The following is a 15,777-nucleotide window of genomic DNA, read 5'->3' as shown; positions in this document are numbered from 1 at the left end:
GGTGTCACATGAGATATGTTTTAGTGGTTTCAGGATTTGCGGTGATCGCGGCCGTGACTTGGTATCTATTGCGCGAAACAGCCCCAGCAGGGGTACTCTCATACCAGAATTCCAAAGTCGTCAGCCGGGGGCATGCTCTTTATGACGAATTTTGCGCCAGCTGCCATGGTCAAGACCTTGAGGGGGAGCCGAACTGGCGGCAAATGGACGAAGACGGGTATCTGCCTGCACCGCCGCATGATGCAAGCGGACACACCTGGCACCATCCGGACGAACAATTGGTGCGCATTACCTCCTATGGGTCCGAGGCGATCATAGGGGGCGGATACAAAAGCCGGATGCCCGGGTTCGCGGATCAAATGTCACGCGAAGACATTGTCGCGGTACTTTCCTTCATCAAAAGCACATGGCCGCAGAGTATCATAGAGCGCCACAACAGCATCAATCTCAGCGCGGCGGACGGGTGATCACCGGTGATCACCATTGGGTGCCATAGCTGTGTGCGAATGCCTGAAATGAAAACAGGCGCCTCGACGGCGCCTGTTTGAGTTACTTGCCTGCTGCAACAGCGACGTTCCGTTCTGTGGGAACCTCGCGCGGAGGTCGCCCGATGACATCCCGGAGCTCTTCGAGCTCGATGAAGTTGTCTGCCTGGCGGCGCAACTCGTCCGAGATCATGGGCGGCTGGCTGCGAATGGTCGACACGACCGAGACCCGCACGCCTTGGCGTTGAAGGCTGGCGACGAGAGGGCGGAAATCGCCGTCTCCCGAAAACAGCACAATGTGATCCACCCGCGGGGCCAGTTCCATAGCATCGACGGTCAGTTCGATATCCATGTTGCCTTTGACCTTACGGCGACCCATGCTGTCGGTGTATTCCTTGGCTGGCTTTGTCACCATGGTGAATCCGTTGTAATGCAACCAATCTACCAAGGGTCTGATGGGAGAGTATTCATCATTCTCAAGCAGCGCAGTGTAGTAGAATGCCCGCAGCATCTTGCCGCGACGCATGAATTCCTGACGCAGAAGCTTGTAGTCGATGTCAAATCCCAGTGCCTTGGCGGCGGCATATAGATTCGATCCGTCGATGAACAGCGCGAGCCGTTCGTCTTTGTAAAACATCAATCTGTCCTTCCGGTGTGACCGTTCCGCCTCGGTGTTCCGTGAGTGTGAAATAATAATTGGCGTAACTATGAGTCTAAAATAAGGGAAATGAGATGTATCGCAAGTCTCGTCACGAAAAGTTTCCGGGCCAAATATGAGCGAATTTCAGCCACTTTCAGCAATTGCACTGGGTGGAAACCTACCATCAGATGCAGGTCCGCCGGAATTGACACTGCGTCAGGCGCTTTTGGATCTCGAGGCAAGCGGGCTTAAGCTGCACGCTGTCAGCCGTTTTTTTTCAACACCTTGCTTCCCTGCAGGTGCCGGTCCGGACTACGTGAACGCAGTGACCTTGGTTCAGGGCGAGCAGTCGCCAGAAGAGCTTTTGGATATCCTGCATACAATTGAACACAAGCATGGAAGGGCTCGCAAACAACGTTGGGGAATGCGCACGTTGGATCTCGACATTTTGTTCTTTGGCGATGCCGTTCTGCCGGATCCGCAGGTTCAGGCGCAATGGCGGGACCTCCCCTCCGAACAACAATTGACGGACATTCCGGGTCAATTGATCCTGCCGCACCCTCGTCTTCAGGACCGGGCCTTCGTTCTGGTGCCGCTTTGTGATGTGGCACCGAACTGGGTGCATCCACTGCTTGGCAAAAGTGCCGCCGAGATGTGCGCAGCGCTACAGGAAGAAGACATAGCGGCCGTGCACCCTTTATGATGCCCATTGCACCTTGCGGCAGAGCAGCAATTTCGCGCTTGTCAAGGCGGGGATTCGCGCGTAAGAACACGCTTTCTGGACAAGGTTTCACTTTGGAGAGTTCCCAATGGCCCGCGTGACGGTTGAAGATTGCGTTGACAAGGTACCAAACCGGTTCGAACTGGTGATGTTGGCTGCCCACCGGGCACGCGAGATCTCTGCCGGTGCGCAGATCACAGTGGACCGTGACAACGACAAGAACCCTGTCGTTTCGCTGCGCGAGATTGCTGACGAGACCCAGAGTGCCGACGATCTGCGCGAGCGTCTGATCGAAAGCAACCAGACCCAGATTGAGATTGACGAGCCCGAAGAAGACCAGATGGCGCTTCTCATGGGAGCAGAATCCGACAAGCCGGCAGATGACGATATGTCCGAAGAGAAGCTCCTGCGCGCGTTGATGGAGGCTCAGGGCCAGGGGTAACCCTAACTCGCGAGGGTGCGGACCGGATGATATCTGCCGAAGACCTGATTGCGCTGGTCCGAAACTACAACCCGAAATCGAATACGGAAAGACTCGCCAAAGCTTATCAGTTTGGCGAGCAGATGCACGATGGGCAGTTCCGCCATTCCGGAGAGCCCTATTTTTCCCATCCCGTAGCTGTTGCCGCCATTCTGACCGAGCAGCGGCTGGACGATGCCACAATCATCACCGCTCTATTGCATGATACGATTGAAGACACCAAGGCGTCGTACGGTCAGGTGAAAGACCTGTTCGGCGACGAGGTGGCCATGTTGGTCGATGGCGTCACCAAGCTGACCAATCTTCAACTGTCCAGCCGCGAAACCAAGCAGGCCGAGAACTTCCGCAAGCTGTTCATGGCAATGTCCAAGGACCTGCGCGTCATCCTCGTCAAACTTGCCGACCGTCTTCACAATATGCGGACGATCAAGGCAATGCGTCCGGAAAAGCAGGCGCAAAAGGCAAGAGAGACAATGGACATCTATGCTCCGTTGGCAGGCCGAATGGGGATGCAATGGATGCGCGAAGAGCTGGAAGATCTGGCCTTTCGCGTTCTCAACCCGGAGGGACGACAATCGATCATCCGCCGGTTCATTACGCTGCAAAGGGAAACCGGCGATGTGATCCACCGGATCACTGGTGACATGCGGTCCGAACTTGAAAAGGCAGGCATCGAGGCCGAGGTTTTTGGACGAGCCAAGAAACCCTATTCAATCTGGCGCAAGATGCAGGAGAAGGATCAGGGATTCTCCCGTCTTTCGGACATTTATGGTTTCCGGATCATCACCACCTCTGAAGAAGACTGCTATCGAGCTCTGGGTGCGATCCATCAGCGATGGCGTGCTGTGCCGGGGCGGTTCAAGGATTATATCAGCCAGCCGAAATCGAACGGATACCGATCCATTCATACCACGGTGTCCGGCCGGGACGGCAAACGGGTCGAGGTACAGATCCGAACGCGCCAGATGCATGACGTAGCCGAAACCGGTGTTGCGGCGCACTGGTCTTATCGGGACGGTGTCCGCAGCCACAACCCGTTTGCAGTCGATCCGGCCAAATGGATCGCCAACCTGACCGAGCAATTCGACAGTGAGGAAGATCACGAGGACTTCCTCGAGGCCGTGAAGCTCGAGATGTACTCAGATCAGGTGTTCTGCTTTACGCCCAAAGGCGACGTGGTCAAACTACCGCGTGGCGCGACACCGATCGATTTTGCCTATGCCATCCACACCCGGATCGGCCACGCATGTGTGGGCGCCAAGGTCGACGGTATCAGGGTCCCACTGTGGACCCGCCTCAAGAATGGCCAGTCCGTTGGAATCATAACCGCCGAAGGTCAGACCCCGCAGGTCACGTGGCTGGAAATTGCGGTAACGGGCAAAGCTCGTACCGCCATCCGTCGGGCGCTGCGCGAAGTGGACCGTGAGCGGTTTATCAAACTCGGACAGGAGCTGGCACGCGCGGGTTTTGAGCATGTTGGCCGGAAATCTACCGACAAAGCTCTGGAAGCCGCTGCCAAGAATCTGCGGTTGAAAGACCGCGAGGAACTTCTGGCTCGTCTGGGAAGCGCGGAGTTGACTGCGCATGATGTGGTACAGGCCGTATATCCCGAGCTGGCTCCGGATAAAGGGGATGCCGTTTCGCCGCGTCGGGCAGTGATAGGTCTGGACCCGGGGCAGTCTTTCGAACGCGCACCCTGCTGCCAGCCGATCCCCGGAGAGAGGATCGTCGGAATCACCTATCGCGGTAAGGGCGTCGTGGTCCATGCCATTGATTGCGAACGGCTCAGTGACTACGAAGACCAGCTGGATCGCTGGGTAGACCTGCACTGGCATTCCGGCACCCATCCCGCTGCCTACGGAGTGACGCTGGACCTTACAATCGGCAATGATGCCGGTGTACTGGGGCGTATTTGCACATTGATCGGAGAGAAGAAGGCCAATATCTCAGATCTGGAGTTTGTTGACAGAAAGCCCGATTTCTTCAGGCTCATGATCGACGTTGAGCTGCGGGATGTGGAGCAATTGCACTCGTTGATGCTGTCTCTGGAAGCAGAAAGCGACGTGGCGGCAGTGAGCCGGCACCGAGGATCAGCAAAGGCAGGGGTTTCGGCCTAGTCGTGGCCGGTGGTGGGGAAGGACGATCACGTTGGTATTCAAGCGCCGTGACCGCCGTTCTTTCCTGCGTATCACGTCGGAGTTGTTTTACCCACGTGGCGGTTGGACCCGCGCATTTCATTATGTGAAGCACCGGGTCAGGCGACTGCCGGATTCGCCGCAGAGAATTGCTCGGGGAATTTGGGCGGGTGTTTTCACCAGTTTCTCCCCCCTTTTTGGCCTGCATTTCCTAGTGGCGGGCGTCATTGCCAAAATGATGCGCGGCAACATTATCGCAGCCCTCATGTCGACTTTTTTTGGCAATCCCATCACGTTTGTATTCATTGCCGCCGTGTCGATGCATACCGGGCATTTCTTGTTGGGAACCGAGTTCGAAGATGATGCTGCCTCTCTGGGGGAAAAGTTCAAGGAGGCGGGTGGTGATCTTTGGCACAACTTCAAAGCCAATTTCACGTCTGCGGAAACCGATTGGCACGGGCTAAGCCTCTTCTACAACGAGGTTTTCTTTCCATACCTCGTCGGCGGCTTGATCCCCGGCGCCATCGCGGCAACGATTTGTTACACACTGAGTCTGCCGCTGATTACGGCCTATCAGAACCGGCGACGGACCAAGATCAAGGCAAAGTTTGAAGCCATTCGAAAAAAGGCCGAAGCCGAGGCTGACCTTTCTGAAAAAGCGGACTAATGTCAGCACGAACGCGCAGAAGGAACAACCGCATGTCAGAAAGAGCCCTGCGTCTGGGTGTGAATATTGATCACGTTGCTACGGTGCGCAACGCGCGCGGGGGCGCCTATCCCGATCCGCTAAGAGCAGCTAAGCTTGCCGAGGAGGCCGGTGCCGACGGTATCACTGCCCATTTGCGTGAAGATCGCCGCCATATATCGGATGCTGACATCGACGGTTTGATGGAAGTGCTGACCGTGCCTCTGAATTTTGAGATGGCCGCGACAGATGAGATGCAGAAAATTGCGCTCAGGCACAAACCGCACGCAGTCTGCATTGTGCCGGAAAAGCGAGAAGAGCGAACCACCGAAGGTGGGCTTGAAGTTGCAAGAGATGAAAACCGGCTCGCGCATTTCATTGCGCCGTTGCGTGAAGCAGGGTGCCGTGTGTCGATCTTTATCGCGGCAGACAAGGCACAGATCGAAGCCGCCCACCGCATTGGTGCCGAAGTCATCGAGCTTCATACCGGTGCCTATTGTGACGCCCACGCGGAAGGACGGTTCGATGATCGCGACCGGGAATTGGCGGCTCTGCGCGAGATGTCGAGCTTTGCCCACGGGTTGGGATTGGAAGTCCATGCTGGCCACGGTTTGACATACGAAACGGTGCAGCCGATCGCGGCCTTTTCCGAGGTGAAAGAACTCAATATCGGTCATTTCCTGATTGGCGAGTCCATCTTTCGCGGATTGACCCCTGCGATCACCGAAATGCGCCGCCTCATGGATGAAGCGCGAGGATAAAATGATCAGACCTGTTCTTGTTTTGGCCGCTGCCTTGTCGATCTCGGCTCCGGCTCAATCGCAAACGCTCGGGCTGTGCAAAGACTCTTGGATCGGGCTTTCTCAAATTGGCGACTCGATAGTCGGCGGACGCAACTATGCCAACGGAAACGTGAAGCTTGGCGTGGTCGATACCGGAGGAGAACCGGTTTGCTGTTCGCAGCACCTTGTTGTGACAGTGCCGCATCCCGAGCGGAAGCGGCAGTGCTTTATCCTCTCGGCTAACGATCAGGCCGGATTTTGGGGAATCGATGTAAGCAAGATCATTTCGGAATACGATCCGGCAAAGGGGTTGCTGCTCAGGGTTCCGGTTGCATCCTACGACCCTGATACCGGGGGAATAGACCGCAGCACCATCCGGGCAGTTCCCATGCGGATCAATCAGGCTACTGGCGTTGTGAAGCTGGAACAAAAACGCCTGAAGTCGTTTAAGAATTAGATCTAAAACCGGATAACTCCATGATCCTCGGCATCGGTACAGATCTGGCCAACATTGACCGCATTCAGGGAACACTCGACCGTTTCGGTGATCGTTTTCGCAATCGCGTGTTTACAGAAACCGAGCAGCGCAAGGCGGAGCGTCGAGCAGACACAGCCGGCACCTATGCCAAGCGATGGGCGGCCAAGGAGGCGTGTTCAAAGGCGCTGGGCACGGGATTGCGGATGGGGATCGCGTGGAAGGACATGGCCGTGTCGAACCTGCGCTCCGGTCAGCCGGTCATGCAGGTTACCGGCTGGGCCGAGGAGCGCCTCAACGAGATGACCCCGGAAGGATATGAGACGATTATTCACGTAACGCTGACCGATGATCACCCGTGGGCGCAGGCTTTTGTGGTGATCGAGGCGCGACCGGTCAGCGAGCCCGCAGCGGAATCTGCTCCGCTACCTTGACTTACCTCCGGCTGCCCCGCATGTAGCGCCCAACCTGACAGAACGGAGACCCGCATGGCCACCAAAGCCAAATCCGGAAACGCCATTTGGGAGACGATCAAAACCATCGTCTACGCGCTGCTGATTGCGGGTGTCTTCCGCACGCTGTTCTTTCAGCCGTTTTGGATTCCGTCGGGGTCGATGAAGGAAACTCTGCTCATCGGAGACTTCCTCTTTGTCAACAAAATGGCCTATGGCTATTCCTACGCATCCTGCCCCAGCCTGATCATACCCAGTGTCGGGTTGAACGTGGACGCCGAGGATATTTGCGGTTTCGCAAAGGGTGATAACACGCGCCTTCTGGCGTCCGATCCGGAACGCGGTGATGTGGTCGTTTTCCGCCACCCTGTATCAGGCCGTGATTTCATCAAGCGGCTGGTGGGCCTGCCGGGCGACAAGCTGCAGATCAAAGACGGTGTCCTGCATATTAACGATGCTCCGGTCGGCCTTGAGGACAACGGGGTGTTTGAAGAGATCGCGACAGCCCAGGGTCCGCAGGGCCTGCGACCGCGCTGCGAGAATGGGCCAGTTGGCGAAGGGGGCGTGTGCCAGAAATCCCGGCAGACCGAAACTTTGCCCAACGGTGTATCCTATTCCGTCCTGAATATTGCCAATCAGGGATCGGACCACACCGGTATCTATCAGGTGCCCGAAGGTCATTTCTTCTTTATGGGCGACAATCGAGACAATTCGGCTGACAGTCGTTTGCCTCAGGCCGCGGGTGGGGTTGGCTTTGTCCCCTTCGAAAACTTGATCGGTCGCGCCGACCGGATCATGTTCTCCTCGGCGGGTCGTTCCATGTTGTTTTTCTGGACCTGGCGTAGCGATCGTTTCTTCAAAGGTGTCGATTGAAGCTCTCCTCTGAACTGATCGAATTTCAGGCAAGACTCGGGTACGAGTTTCAACGGCCCGAGTTGCTGCTGCGGGCCCTGACGCACAGCTCGATTTCATCAACGACCCGGCCAGACAACCAACGGCTCGAATTCCTGGGTGATCGCGTTTTAGGCCTCGTGATGGCTACTGCCCTGCTCGAACATGACACCAAGGCCACCGAGGGTCAGTTAGCGCCTCGATTCAATGCCCTGGTGCGCAAGGAAACCTGCGCGGACGTTGCGCGAGATATCGATATCGGTTCGGTTCTTAAGATCGGGCGCTCGGAAATGATGTCAGGCGGTCGCCGAAAACAGGCACTGTTGGGAGACGCGATGGAGGCGGTTATTGCCGCAGTCTATCGCGACGACGGCTTCGAGGCTGCACGCGACATGATCCTTCGCCTTTGGGGCGATCGGATCAGCAGCGTCGAGGCTGATGCCCGCGATGCAAAGACCGCGCTGCAGGAATGGGCTCAGGCTCGGGGGCAGAAACCACCTGTTTATGAAACGGTTTCCCGGTCCGGCCCTGATCATGCCCCCGTTTTCACAATTGTGGCGCGAATGCAGAATGGAAACGAGGCGCAGGCCAGTGCCGGCGCCAAACGGCAGGCCGAGCAGGCCGCCGCTGCGGCCCTATTGGCGCAACTGGAGGCATCAACATGACCAAGGCAGGTTTCATCGCCCTGATCGGAGAACCCAACGCCGGTAAATCCACCCTGTTGAATCTGATGGTCGGGGCCAAGGTGTCGATCGTGACGCATAAGGTGCAAACCACAAGAGCGCGGATCAGGGGCGTGGCGATCGAGGGTGACAGCCAGCTGGTGTTCGTCGACACACCGGGCCTGTTTAGGCCGCGGCGTCGATTGGATCGTGCAATGGTCGCTGCCGCTTGGGGCGGTGCGGCCGACGCTGATGTGATCGTGCTGATGGTAGAGGCCCATCGGGGCCTTACCGAAGGTGTGGAGCGAATTCTGGAAGGATTGTCCGAAGTCGCCTCGGGCCGAAACGTCGCGCTTGCGATCAACAAGATCGACAAAGTGCAGGCAGAAGATTTGCTTGGCCTCGCGAAAGCGCTCAATGATCGTTACGAGTTTGCCGAAACGTTCATGATTTCGGCCGAGCGCGGTCACGGCGTCGATGATCTGCGCAAATGGTTGGCCGGGCAGGTCCCGGACGGTCCGTGGCTGTATCCGGAAGATCAGATTGCCGATCTGCCGATGCGGATGATCGCGGCCGAAATGACCCGCGAAAAACTGACACTTCGGCTTCATCAAGAACTGCCCTATCAATTGACGGTCGAAACCGAGAGCTGGGAAGAGCGAAAAGATGGTTCGGCGCGGATCGAGCAGATCATTTATGTCGTCCGCGATGGCCACAAGGGTATCGTTTTGGGCAAGAAAGGCGAGACCATCAAGGCGGTTTCGCAATCCGCCCGTGCCGAACTGGAGGAATTTCTCGGCCGTAAGGTGCACTTGTTCCTGCAGGTCAAGGTGCGCCCGAACTGGCTGGAGGAGGCCGAGCGATATTCGGAAATGGGCCTCGATTTCAAAGACGGCGCGTGATCCATGTCGCGGCCCGAACCTTCCTGCGACGGGGGCCTCTTTCAGGCCAGGCCGCGCCAGCAAACACTTCGGAATGTGGGTCTCGTATGAACCGTCTGACTACCGAGTTCTGGGTTCAGGCCTATCTCGCACGACTGCGATTTCAGGAGATTCCTGCCTTTGTCGTTGCTCACGGCGATGACACCGCCGGCGCAGTTCTGGTAAAGCTCAACACGCTTGACGGTCAGGCGACGGCATGCCATCGGAGCTATGATCTGATGAGTGGCGACCGGCGATGGGTCGAGTTGTCTTCTGGTGATGAGGCTCACGTTGACGCTTCGATCACCCGCCAGCGGGAGTTTGATCCCGACTTGTGGGTAATCGAAGTCGAAGATCGTCACGGCCGGCATCTTCTGGGCGAAGACGGTCTCGAATAGGTTACCATCCGCCGCTTTTGTTCAGGATATCATGACCGGTCGCATTGGGCGCCCCGCCGGCAAAATCCCGCACTTTGGCAGCGAAGTCCGCAAAATAGGGTTGAGCCTGCACATGCTCCAGGGTTTCGGCTTTGTCCCAGCGTCCCCAGTGGATACGGGTCTTGCCGTCGTCGGCGACAGCAACCTGATAGACAAACTTTCCGGCAATCTCGGGGTCGTTGTCGATTGCGACAATGAATGCGCCTGTGGCCGCCTGCCATTCCCCTTCATCGCCGCTGTAATCGTAGGTTATAGTGATACCGCGCATTGGCCTCTCCTAACTTAACGAAATAGTTAAACATCCTGCCCGGCAACCTTTGTGAAGTCAAGGATCTCGCTTGAAGCACCGGCAACCTTGCTGTCTGTTGGAGCTGCTGACGGCTGCGCGGGGAAGTAACTTGGATTGGCGAGACCACGGAATTTTGCTGACCGCGCGCCGGCACGGGGAAACCTCTGCCATCATTGACGTATTTACCGAACAGCACGGGCGGCATGCAGGCGTGGTACGCGGGGGCACAAGCCGCAAGATTGCTCCGATCCTGCAACCGGGCGCACAGCTGGATGTGTCATGGCGAGCCAGGCTCGAAGAACATCTCGGCGCATTTCAGGTCGAACCATTGCGCAGCCGTGCCGCGGCTGCATTTTCCAGTCGTCTGTCTCTTGCTGGTTTGAACTCTGTCACCTCGCTGTTGGCATATTGCCTCCCCGAGCGCGAGCCGCATCCGGATCTATACCGAAAAACTGAACCCTTGATGGATCTTCTGGGTCAGGAGGAGATCTGGCCCCTGGCCTATCTCAACTGGGAGCTTGCCCTGCTAGAGGAGATGGGGTTCGGGCTCGACCTGAGCTCCTGTGCTGTCACCGGAGCCACTGACGGGTTAGTCTATGTGTCACCTAAATCCGGCCGGGCGGTGTCGCTGGAAGGCGCGGGTGATTGGGCTGATCGCTTGCTGCCTCTCCCAGCCTGTATGCGTGGAGAAGGCCCGGCACCGGACACCGAAATTCTCGAAGGGTTGAAGACAACCGGGTTCTTTCTGGAGCAGAAGCTGGCGTCGTCACTTGGCAATCACCCTCTACCGGGTGCGCGTGGTCAGTTGATTGACCGCCTTACTCGCCGGCTTTGAACAGCATTTCATGTCCAGCGTCATTGCGCAGGATCAGGACGTTACCTGAGACTTCGGACTGGGTCATTGCCATTAGGGCAGCAAAGTAAGCTCCCTCTGCTTCAAGGCTTGGGCAACTGGCGCTTGTCGCCACGAGGTCTGAAACTTCGAACCAGGGATAGGGGGCCGTTTGCGCCGCCGAGAAGCTGTTGCACGGGCCTTTCCCGGATATCTTCCCGCCATCTTCAAATTGCAGGCTCGCGTCAGCCGAAAAGGAGGTGTTGTCCAGACTTTGCAACTGCCATGTAGGTCCGGCGGCGCCATAGGCGGCAACGGTTTCGTCGCTCTCGCAGGTCGACAATCCAATCAAGGGCAGAAAAATAAGCAATCGCATGGCGGCACGTTAGCGAGCCAGAATGGATGCGCAAGTCACACCATACCGGGTCATGGTTTGCGCCGCCCTGTAGGGTCTGGATTCCAACCGCCCGGTTGGTCGGGCGGCCGAAGATTTGTGGCCGCGTCACCCGAGCAAGCGCCGGGCAATCACCTGAGCTTGAATTTCGGCAGCGCCTTCGAAAATGTTCAGGATCCGGGCATCGCAAAGCACGCGCGAAATCTTGTATTCCAGCGCAAACCCGTTGCCGCCGTGGATCTGCAACCCGTTATCCGCAGCTGCCCATGCAACCCGGGCGCCGAGCAATTTGGCCATGCCCGCCTCAAGATCGCAACGATGGCCGTGATCTTTTTCCCATGCCGAGAAATAGGTCAGTTGGCGCGCGATCATGATTTCGACAGCCATCATTGCGAGTTTTCCGGAAACCCGCGGGAATTCGATCAGTGATTTGCCGAATTGTTTGCGGTCTTGTGCGTATTGCATCGCGATATCAAGCGCAGACTGGGCGACCCCGATTGCGCGGGCCGCTGTCTGGATCCGGGCCGCTTCGAAGGTCTTCATCAGTTGTTTGAAGCCCTGACCCTCTGCCCCGCCCAACAGATTGTCGCCCTTGACGTGGAAACCGTCGAAACCAAGCTCATACTCCTTCATTCCTCGGTAGCCGAGAACCTCGATTTCACCGCCGGTCATACCTTCGGTCGGAAAGGGAGCCTCGTCGGTGCCCGGAGTTTTCTCGGCAAGGAACATCGACAGGCCCCGATGATCGGTCGTGTCGGGGTCGGTCCGGGCAAGCAGGGTCATGACATGGGTGCGCGCGGCGTGTGTGATCCATGTCTTGTTGCCCGTGACTTTGTAGTCGCCATTTTCGTCCTTGACGGCACGGGTGCGCAGGGAACCGAGATCCGAGCCGGTATTGGGTTCGGTGAACACCGCCGTCGGCAGGATTTCGGCGCTGGCGATCTTGGGCAGCCAATACGCCTTCTGTTCATCGGTGCCGCCCCCTTCGATCAGTTCGGCGGCAATTTCGCTGCGCGTTCCAAGCGAGCCCACACCGATGTAACCGCGCGACAATTCTTCTGAGACCACAACCATAGACGCCTTGGACAAGCCGAACCCGCCGTATTCTTCGGGGATGGTAAGGCCGAAAACACCCATCTCGGCGAGCTCTTCGATGATTTCCATCGGGATCAGTTCGTCATTGAGGTGCCAGTCATGCGCGTGTGGTTCGACCTTTTCCACGGCAAAGCGGCGGAACTGTTCGCGGATCATTTCCAGCTCGTCATCGAGGCCACATGCACCAAAGGTGATGTTGGCGGATTGCTCCTGCATGAGTTCGACAAGGCGGCTGCGCGCGGCCTGCGTGTTGCCACTTGCCATCAGGGTCTGAACCTCGGTGCAATGGAACGGAGACAGCGCATCCCACCCAAGGCCCAACTCTTGCAGCCGCAGGATTTCACCCTGGCTCATGGGGATGCCGCCCGCAATCTGATGGAGATACTCACCAAACGCAATCTGGTGGATCAGTTGCTCCAACTCGCCAAAATTGCCGTTGTCCTGAAGCTTTTCGGCCCATCGCTGCATCTGCTGGAGCGATTGGTTGTATGTGCCCAGCCATGACAAGCCATGTGCGGACGACTGATTGGCTTCGATCAGGTCTCCCGAGATCCGACCTTCGACGCTGACTTTTGCGCGAACGGCCTCCAGGGCGGTTTCAAAAACCTGCGCCACCGGGGCCAGAGCGGCGCCGGTTAGTGTCAGGAGGTCGGGCAAGATCGGGGAGTGGGTTGTCATCGTCAGGTCCTGTCCGTCGTGAGGCATGAATCGCTTCCTTTTCTGGTCGCTTGGTCTTAGCACTTTGCACATGCAGCGCAACAAAAATACGTTATGATGTGTCATTTAGATCAAAAGTTGCGCAAAAAATTTTGCGATGCGGCATAATACGATGGTGATAAGAGGGGATATGGAGAGCCTTCTGACACACATCTCGCCGCTGGAACTTATGCTGGCCTGCGCAATTGCCTTTTTGGCTGGCTCGGTCAAAGGCATGGTCGGCTTTGCCTTGCCGATGATCCTGATCTCGGGTCTGAGTACGTTCCTGCCCCCAGATCTAGCATTGGCCGGATTGATCTTACCAACGCTGGCGACAAACCTTATGCAAGCGTTGCGTCAGGGTGCGGCCGCGGCGTGGGAATCGATCGCCAAGTTTCGGGTTTTTCTGCTTGTGGGTCTGGTTTTCCTGCTTGCTTCTGCGCAGCTGGTTAGAGTTCTTTCCCCATCGGCACTTCTGCTAATGCTGGGGCTGCCGGTCACATTCTTTGCCCTCGTCCAGTTGTTCGGCCTGCGTCTTGAAATCAAAAACCCGTCGGCGCGAATAGAGGCGTTGATTGGGGCGGTCGCAGGGTTCGTTGGTGGCATGTCCGGTGTCTGGGGACCGCCGACCGTACTGTACCTGACTACCCTAAACACACCAAAATCCGAGCATCTGCGGGTTCAGGGGGTCATTTACGGTCTGGGCGCGGTTGCGTTGGCAGTGGCCCATATCGGATCGGGAGTGCTGTCGGAGGAGTCGGCACCTCTGTCGTTTGCCCTGCTCCTGCCTGCGATTGGCGGTATGTGGCTGGGCGGCCGTTTCCACGATCGGATTGATCAACAAACCTTTCGCCGGGCCACATTGATTGTACTGACAGTCGCGGGGTTGAACCTTGTGCGGCGCGGTCTTCTGATGATGTAGCCGAGCCCCGGAAACATCCGGATCAAAATGTCTCGACAAAAAAGCCCCCTGCATTTGGCAAAGGGCTTGATTGGTTGAGACTTTTGGTAGCAAGTCAGCCGATGGCTACCGCTTTAACGTCTTCGTCGATATAGGGCAGGTACTGTTCGAAGTTGTTTGCGAACATTTGAACCAGTTTGGTTGCCTGTGCATCATATCCGGCCTGATCGTCCCATGTCCGGCGCGGATCCAGCAGAACTTCGGCAACACCGGGAACTTCAACCGGAACATCAAAGCCAAAATTCGGATCCTTGCGGAATTCGGCCTCGGCAAGCGATCCATCGAGCGCAGCGGTGAGCAGGGCACGTGTCGCCTTGATTGGCATGCGGGATCCCGTGCCATAAGCGCCTCCGGTCCAACCGGTGTTCACCAGCCAGCATGTCGCGCCGTGCTGAGCGATCTTCTCGCGCAGCAGGTTGCCATAGACTTCGGGGCGCCGCGGCATGAAGGGCGCGCCGAAACAAGTGGAGAACGTTGGCTCGGGCTCGGTCACACCGCGTTCGGTTCCGGCCACTTTTGATGTAAAGCCCGAAAGGAAATGGTACATCGCCTGAGCCGGCGTCAATCTGGCGATCGGAGGCAGAACACCAAACGCATCACAGGTTAGCATGATGATGTTCTTGGGGTGTCCGCCCATCGCGCTGCTCGATGCGTTCGAAATGTATTCGAGCGGATAGGCACACCGCATGTTGGCAGTAAGCGAGTCGTCGTCGAAATCCAGCTCTTTGGTCTCGGGGTCAAACACCATGTTTTCAATCACTGTGCCGAACTTCGAGGTGGTGGCATAGATTTCGGGCTCGGCCTCGGGGTTGAGGTTGATGGTCTTTGCGTAGCAACCGCCTTCGAAGTTGAAGGTGCCGCGATCCGACCAGCCATGTTCGTCATCACCGATGAGGGTCCGGGCGGGGTCCGCCGAAAGAGTTGTTTTACCTGTTCCCGACAGGCCAAAGAAAACCGCTGCATCCACCGGGTTGCCGGTTGCGTGGTTGGCCGAACAATGCATCGGCATGATGCCTTTCTCGGGCAGCAGGTAGTTCAGCAGGGTGAATACAGATTTTTTGTTTTCACCTGCGTATTCGGTGCCGCCGATCAAGATCACCTTGCGGTCGAAATTCATTGCGATCACGGTTTCCGAGCGGCAGTTGTGCTTTTCGGGATTGGCCTTGAAGCTTGGGCAGTTGATGACAGTGAAGTCCGCAACGAACCCATCCAGATCCTCGCGATCCGGACGGCGCAGCATGTGACGGATGAACAGGTTGTGCCAAGCCAGCTCGGTTACCATCCGCATATTGATCGAATGCGCCGGATCAGCGCCTCCGACGAGGTCCTGAACGAAATAATCGCGGCCCTTCATGTGCTCGATCATGTCGGCATGGAGGGCATCGAATCCCTCAGGCGTCATCGCAGTGTTGTTTTCCCACCAGATGCTGTCGGCGATGCTGTCGGTATTTACAACATGCTTGTCCTTGGGCGAGCGGCCGGTGAATTTTCCGGTCGATACCAAAAAGGCCCCGCCATTGCCCAATGTGCCTTCGCCGCGCTTGAGCGCCTCTTCGATCAGCGCGGATTCCATGAGGTTGTAATAGACATTGCCCAGACCCGTGATGCCCTGATCTTCCAGGCGAAACTCTGGGTTAACCCGTCCAGATGTCATGTTCTTCTTCTCCTGTGGCGGTGCGATTTTATCCGGCTTCGGCACATCGCACCTGCGGGGCTTTCGTCCGGCTCATCTGCCGGTGAGCGC

19 protein-coding genes are annotated in these 15,777 nt (G+C 57.2%); 14 read left to right on the top strand and 5 right to left on the bottom strand.

Features of this window, described 5'->3' with window-relative positions; all coding sequences use genetic code 11:
* Positions 1-8: 8 nt before the first annotated feature.
* The gene (locus ACP15U_RS19210; protein ID WP_425046638.1) at positions 9-467 is read left to right on the top strand and encodes a c-type cytochrome; all 459 of its coding nucleotides are present in this window, start codon (positions 9-11) and stop codon (positions 465-467) included.
* 82 nt (positions 468-549) lie between these two features.
* Here ACP15U_RS19210 and ACP15U_RS19205 read toward each other — a convergent pair whose 3' ends face one another.
* Complete coding sequence (locus ACP15U_RS19205) at positions 550-1,122, bottom strand: NYN domain-containing protein (RefSeq protein WP_425046637.1); 573 nt, start codon at positions 1,120-1,122, stop codon at positions 550-552.
* A 136-nt stretch (positions 1,123-1,258) separates the two neighbouring features.
* Here ACP15U_RS19205 and folK point away from each other — a divergent pair, with 136 nt between their 5' ends.
* The 11 genes from folK (at position 1,259) to ACP15U_RS19150 (ending at position 9,727) form a co-directional block, all read left to right on the top strand.
* Positions 1,259-1,828, top strand: coding sequence for a 2-amino-4-hydroxy-6-hydroxymethyldihydropteridine diphosphokinase (folK, locus tag ACP15U_RS19200; RefSeq protein ID WP_425046636.1), 570 nt, complete (start codon positions 1,259-1,261; stop codon positions 1,826-1,828).
* A gap of 106 nt (positions 1,829-1,934) precedes the next feature.
* Positions 1,935-2,288: a DNA-directed RNA polymerase subunit omega gene (gene rpoZ, locus ACP15U_RS19195; protein WP_425046635.1), complete on the top strand. Its 354-nt coding sequence runs from the start codon at positions 1,935-1,937 to the stop codon at positions 2,286-2,288.
* A 26-nt stretch (positions 2,289-2,314) separates the two neighbouring features.
* A complete protein-coding gene (locus ACP15U_RS19190; RefSeq protein WP_425046634.1) occupies positions 2,315-4,444 on the top strand; it encodes a RelA/SpoT family protein in 2,130 nt (709 codons plus the stop codon).
* Between the two features lie 31 nt (positions 4,445-4,475).
* Entirely contained in the window at positions 4,476-5,129 is a 654-nt protein-coding gene (locus ACP15U_RS19185) for a DUF2062 domain-containing protein (protein WP_425046633.1), read from the top strand.
* A 32-nt stretch (positions 5,130-5,161) separates the two neighbouring features.
* Entirely contained in the window at positions 5,162-5,908 is a 747-nt protein-coding gene (locus tag ACP15U_RS19180; RefSeq protein WP_425046632.1) for a pyridoxine 5'-phosphate synthase, read from the top strand.
* Position 5,909: 1 nt separating this feature from the next.
* Complete coding sequence (locus ACP15U_RS19175; RefSeq protein ID WP_425046631.1) at positions 5,910-6,386, top strand: hypothetical protein; 477 nt, start codon at positions 5,910-5,912, stop codon at positions 6,384-6,386.
* 20 nt (positions 6,387-6,406) lie between these two features.
* Positions 6,407-6,838 carry a holo-ACP synthase gene (gene acpS, locus ACP15U_RS19170; RefSeq protein WP_425046630.1) on the top strand — a complete coding sequence of 144 codons (432 nt, stop codon included), beginning with the start codon at positions 6,407-6,409 and terminating at the stop codon, positions 6,836-6,838.
* 54 nt (positions 6,839-6,892) lie between these two features.
* The gene (lepB, locus tag ACP15U_RS19165; RefSeq protein ID WP_425046629.1) at positions 6,893-7,729 is read left to right on the top strand and encodes a signal peptidase I; all 837 of its coding nucleotides are present in this window, start codon (positions 6,893-6,895) and stop codon (positions 7,727-7,729) included.
* Positions 7,726-8,412 (top strand): ribonuclease III, encoded by a 687-nt coding sequence (gene rnc, locus ACP15U_RS19160; protein ID WP_425046628.1) that lies wholly within the window; start codon positions 7,726-7,728, stop codon positions 8,410-8,412. Before lepB ends, rnc begins: the two co-directional genes overlap by 4 nt.
* Positions 8,409-9,311: a GTPase Era gene (gene era / locus ACP15U_RS19155; protein ID WP_425046627.1), complete on the top strand. Its 903-nt coding sequence runs from the start codon at positions 8,409-8,411 to the stop codon at positions 9,309-9,311. The genes rnc and era overlap by 4 nt, the downstream gene beginning before the upstream one ends.
* An 86-nt stretch (positions 9,312-9,397) precedes the next feature.
* The gene (locus tag ACP15U_RS19150) at positions 9,398-9,727 is read left to right on the top strand and encodes a DUF1491 family protein (RefSeq protein WP_425046626.1); all 330 of its coding nucleotides are present in this window, start codon (positions 9,398-9,400) and stop codon (positions 9,725-9,727) included.
* Position 9,728: 1 nt separating this feature from the next.
* Here ACP15U_RS19150 and ACP15U_RS19145 read toward each other — a convergent pair whose 3' ends face one another.
* On the bottom strand, positions 9,729-10,034 hold the full coding sequence (locus ACP15U_RS19145) for a hypothetical protein (protein ID WP_425046625.1): 306 nt from the start codon (positions 10,032-10,034) through the stop codon (positions 9,729-9,731).
* Positions 10,035-10,164: 130 nt separating this feature from the next.
* Between ACP15U_RS19145 and recO the strand changes: the two genes are divergently transcribed.
* Entirely contained in the window at positions 10,165-10,890 is a 726-nt protein-coding gene (gene recO, locus ACP15U_RS19140; RefSeq protein WP_425046624.1) for a DNA repair protein RecO, read from the top strand.
* Here the strand turns inward: recO and ACP15U_RS19135 are convergent.
* Positions 10,874-11,263, bottom strand: coding sequence for an META domain-containing protein (locus ACP15U_RS19135; protein ID WP_425046623.1), 390 nt, complete (start codon positions 11,261-11,263; stop codon positions 10,874-10,876). The genes recO and ACP15U_RS19135 overlap by 17 nt on opposite strands.
* A gap of 126 nt (positions 11,264-11,389) precedes the next feature.
* Entirely contained in the window at positions 11,390-13,081 is a 1,692-nt protein-coding gene (locus ACP15U_RS19130) for an acyl-CoA dehydrogenase family protein (RefSeq protein WP_425046622.1), read from the bottom strand.
* 142 nt (positions 13,082-13,223) lie between these two features.
* Between ACP15U_RS19130 and ACP15U_RS19125 the strand changes: the two genes are divergently transcribed.
* Positions 13,224-13,994 carry a sulfite exporter TauE/SafE family protein gene (locus ACP15U_RS19125; RefSeq protein ID WP_425046621.1) on the top strand — a complete coding sequence of 257 codons (771 nt, stop codon included), beginning with the start codon at positions 13,224-13,226 and terminating at the stop codon, positions 13,992-13,994.
* Between the two features lie 94 nt (positions 13,995-14,088).
* On the opposite strand, the gene ACP15U_RS19120 is transcribed toward ACP15U_RS19125, so the two are convergent.
* Entirely contained in the window at positions 14,089-15,687 is a 1,599-nt protein-coding gene (locus ACP15U_RS19120) for a phosphoenolpyruvate carboxykinase (RefSeq protein WP_425046620.1), read from the bottom strand.
* Between the last annotated feature and the right edge of the window lie 90 nt (positions 15,688-15,777).

It is taken from the genome of Primorskyibacter sp. S87, assembly GCF_049801055.1.
In the GTDB taxonomy this organism is placed as follows: domain Bacteria; phylum Pseudomonadota; class Alphaproteobacteria; order Rhodobacterales; family Rhodobacteraceae; genus JBNAGF01.
This window is presented reverse-complemented; position numbering and strand designations above follow the sequence as displayed.

Bases quoted from the DNA above. Each gene is read 5' to 3' on its own strand.
- ACP15U_RS19210 (WP_425046638.1), top strand. From the start codon at position 9: ATGAGATATGTTTTAGTGGTTTCAGGATTTGCGGTGATCGCGGCCGTG.
- ACP15U_RS19205 (WP_425046637.1), bottom strand. From the start codon at position 1,122: ATGTTTTACAAAGACGAACGGCTCGCGCTGTTCATCGACGGATCGAAT.
- folK (WP_425046636.1), top strand. From the start codon at position 1,259: ATGAGCGAATTTCAGCCACTTTCAGCAATTGCACTGGGTGGAAACCTA.
- rpoZ (WP_425046635.1), top strand. From the start codon at position 1,935: ATGGCCCGCGTGACGGTTGAAGATTGCGTTGACAAGGTACCAAACCGG.
- ACP15U_RS19190 (WP_425046634.1), top strand. From the start codon at position 2,315: ATGATATCTGCCGAAGACCTGATTGCGCTGGTCCGAAACTACAACCCG.
- ACP15U_RS19180 (WP_425046632.1), top strand. From the start codon at position 5,162: ATGTCAGAAAGAGCCCTGCGTCTGGGTGTGAATATTGATCACGTTGCT.
- ACP15U_RS19175 (WP_425046631.1), top strand. From the start codon at position 5,910: ATGATCAGACCTGTTCTTGTTTTGGCCGCTGCCTTGTCGATCTCGGCT.
- acpS (WP_425046630.1), top strand. From the start codon at position 6,407: ATGATCCTCGGCATCGGTACAGATCTGGCCAACATTGACCGCATTCAG.
- lepB (WP_425046629.1), top strand. From the start codon at position 6,893: ATGGCCACCAAAGCCAAATCCGGAAACGCCATTTGGGAGACGATCAAA.
- era (WP_425046627.1), top strand. From the start codon at position 8,409: ATGACCAAGGCAGGTTTCATCGCCCTGATCGGAGAACCCAACGCCGGT.
- ACP15U_RS19150 (WP_425046626.1), top strand. From the start codon at position 9,398: ATGAACCGTCTGACTACCGAGTTCTGGGTTCAGGCCTATCTCGCACGA.
- ACP15U_RS19145 (WP_425046625.1), bottom strand. From the start codon at position 10,034: ATGCGCGGTATCACTATAACCTACGATTACAGCGGCGATGAAGGGGAA.
- ACP15U_RS19135 (WP_425046623.1), bottom strand. From the start codon at position 11,263: ATGCGATTGCTTATTTTTCTGCCCTTGATTGGATTGTCGACCTGCGAG.
- ACP15U_RS19130 (WP_425046622.1), bottom strand. From the start codon at position 13,081: ATGCCTCACGACGGACAGGACCTGACGATGACAACCCACTCCCCGATC.
- ACP15U_RS19125 (WP_425046621.1), top strand. From the start codon at position 13,224: ATGGAGAGCCTTCTGACACACATCTCGCCGCTGGAACTTATGCTGGCC.
- ACP15U_RS19120 (WP_425046620.1), bottom strand. From the start codon at position 15,687: ATGACATCTGGACGGGTTAACCCAGAGTTTCGCCTGGAAGATCAGGGC.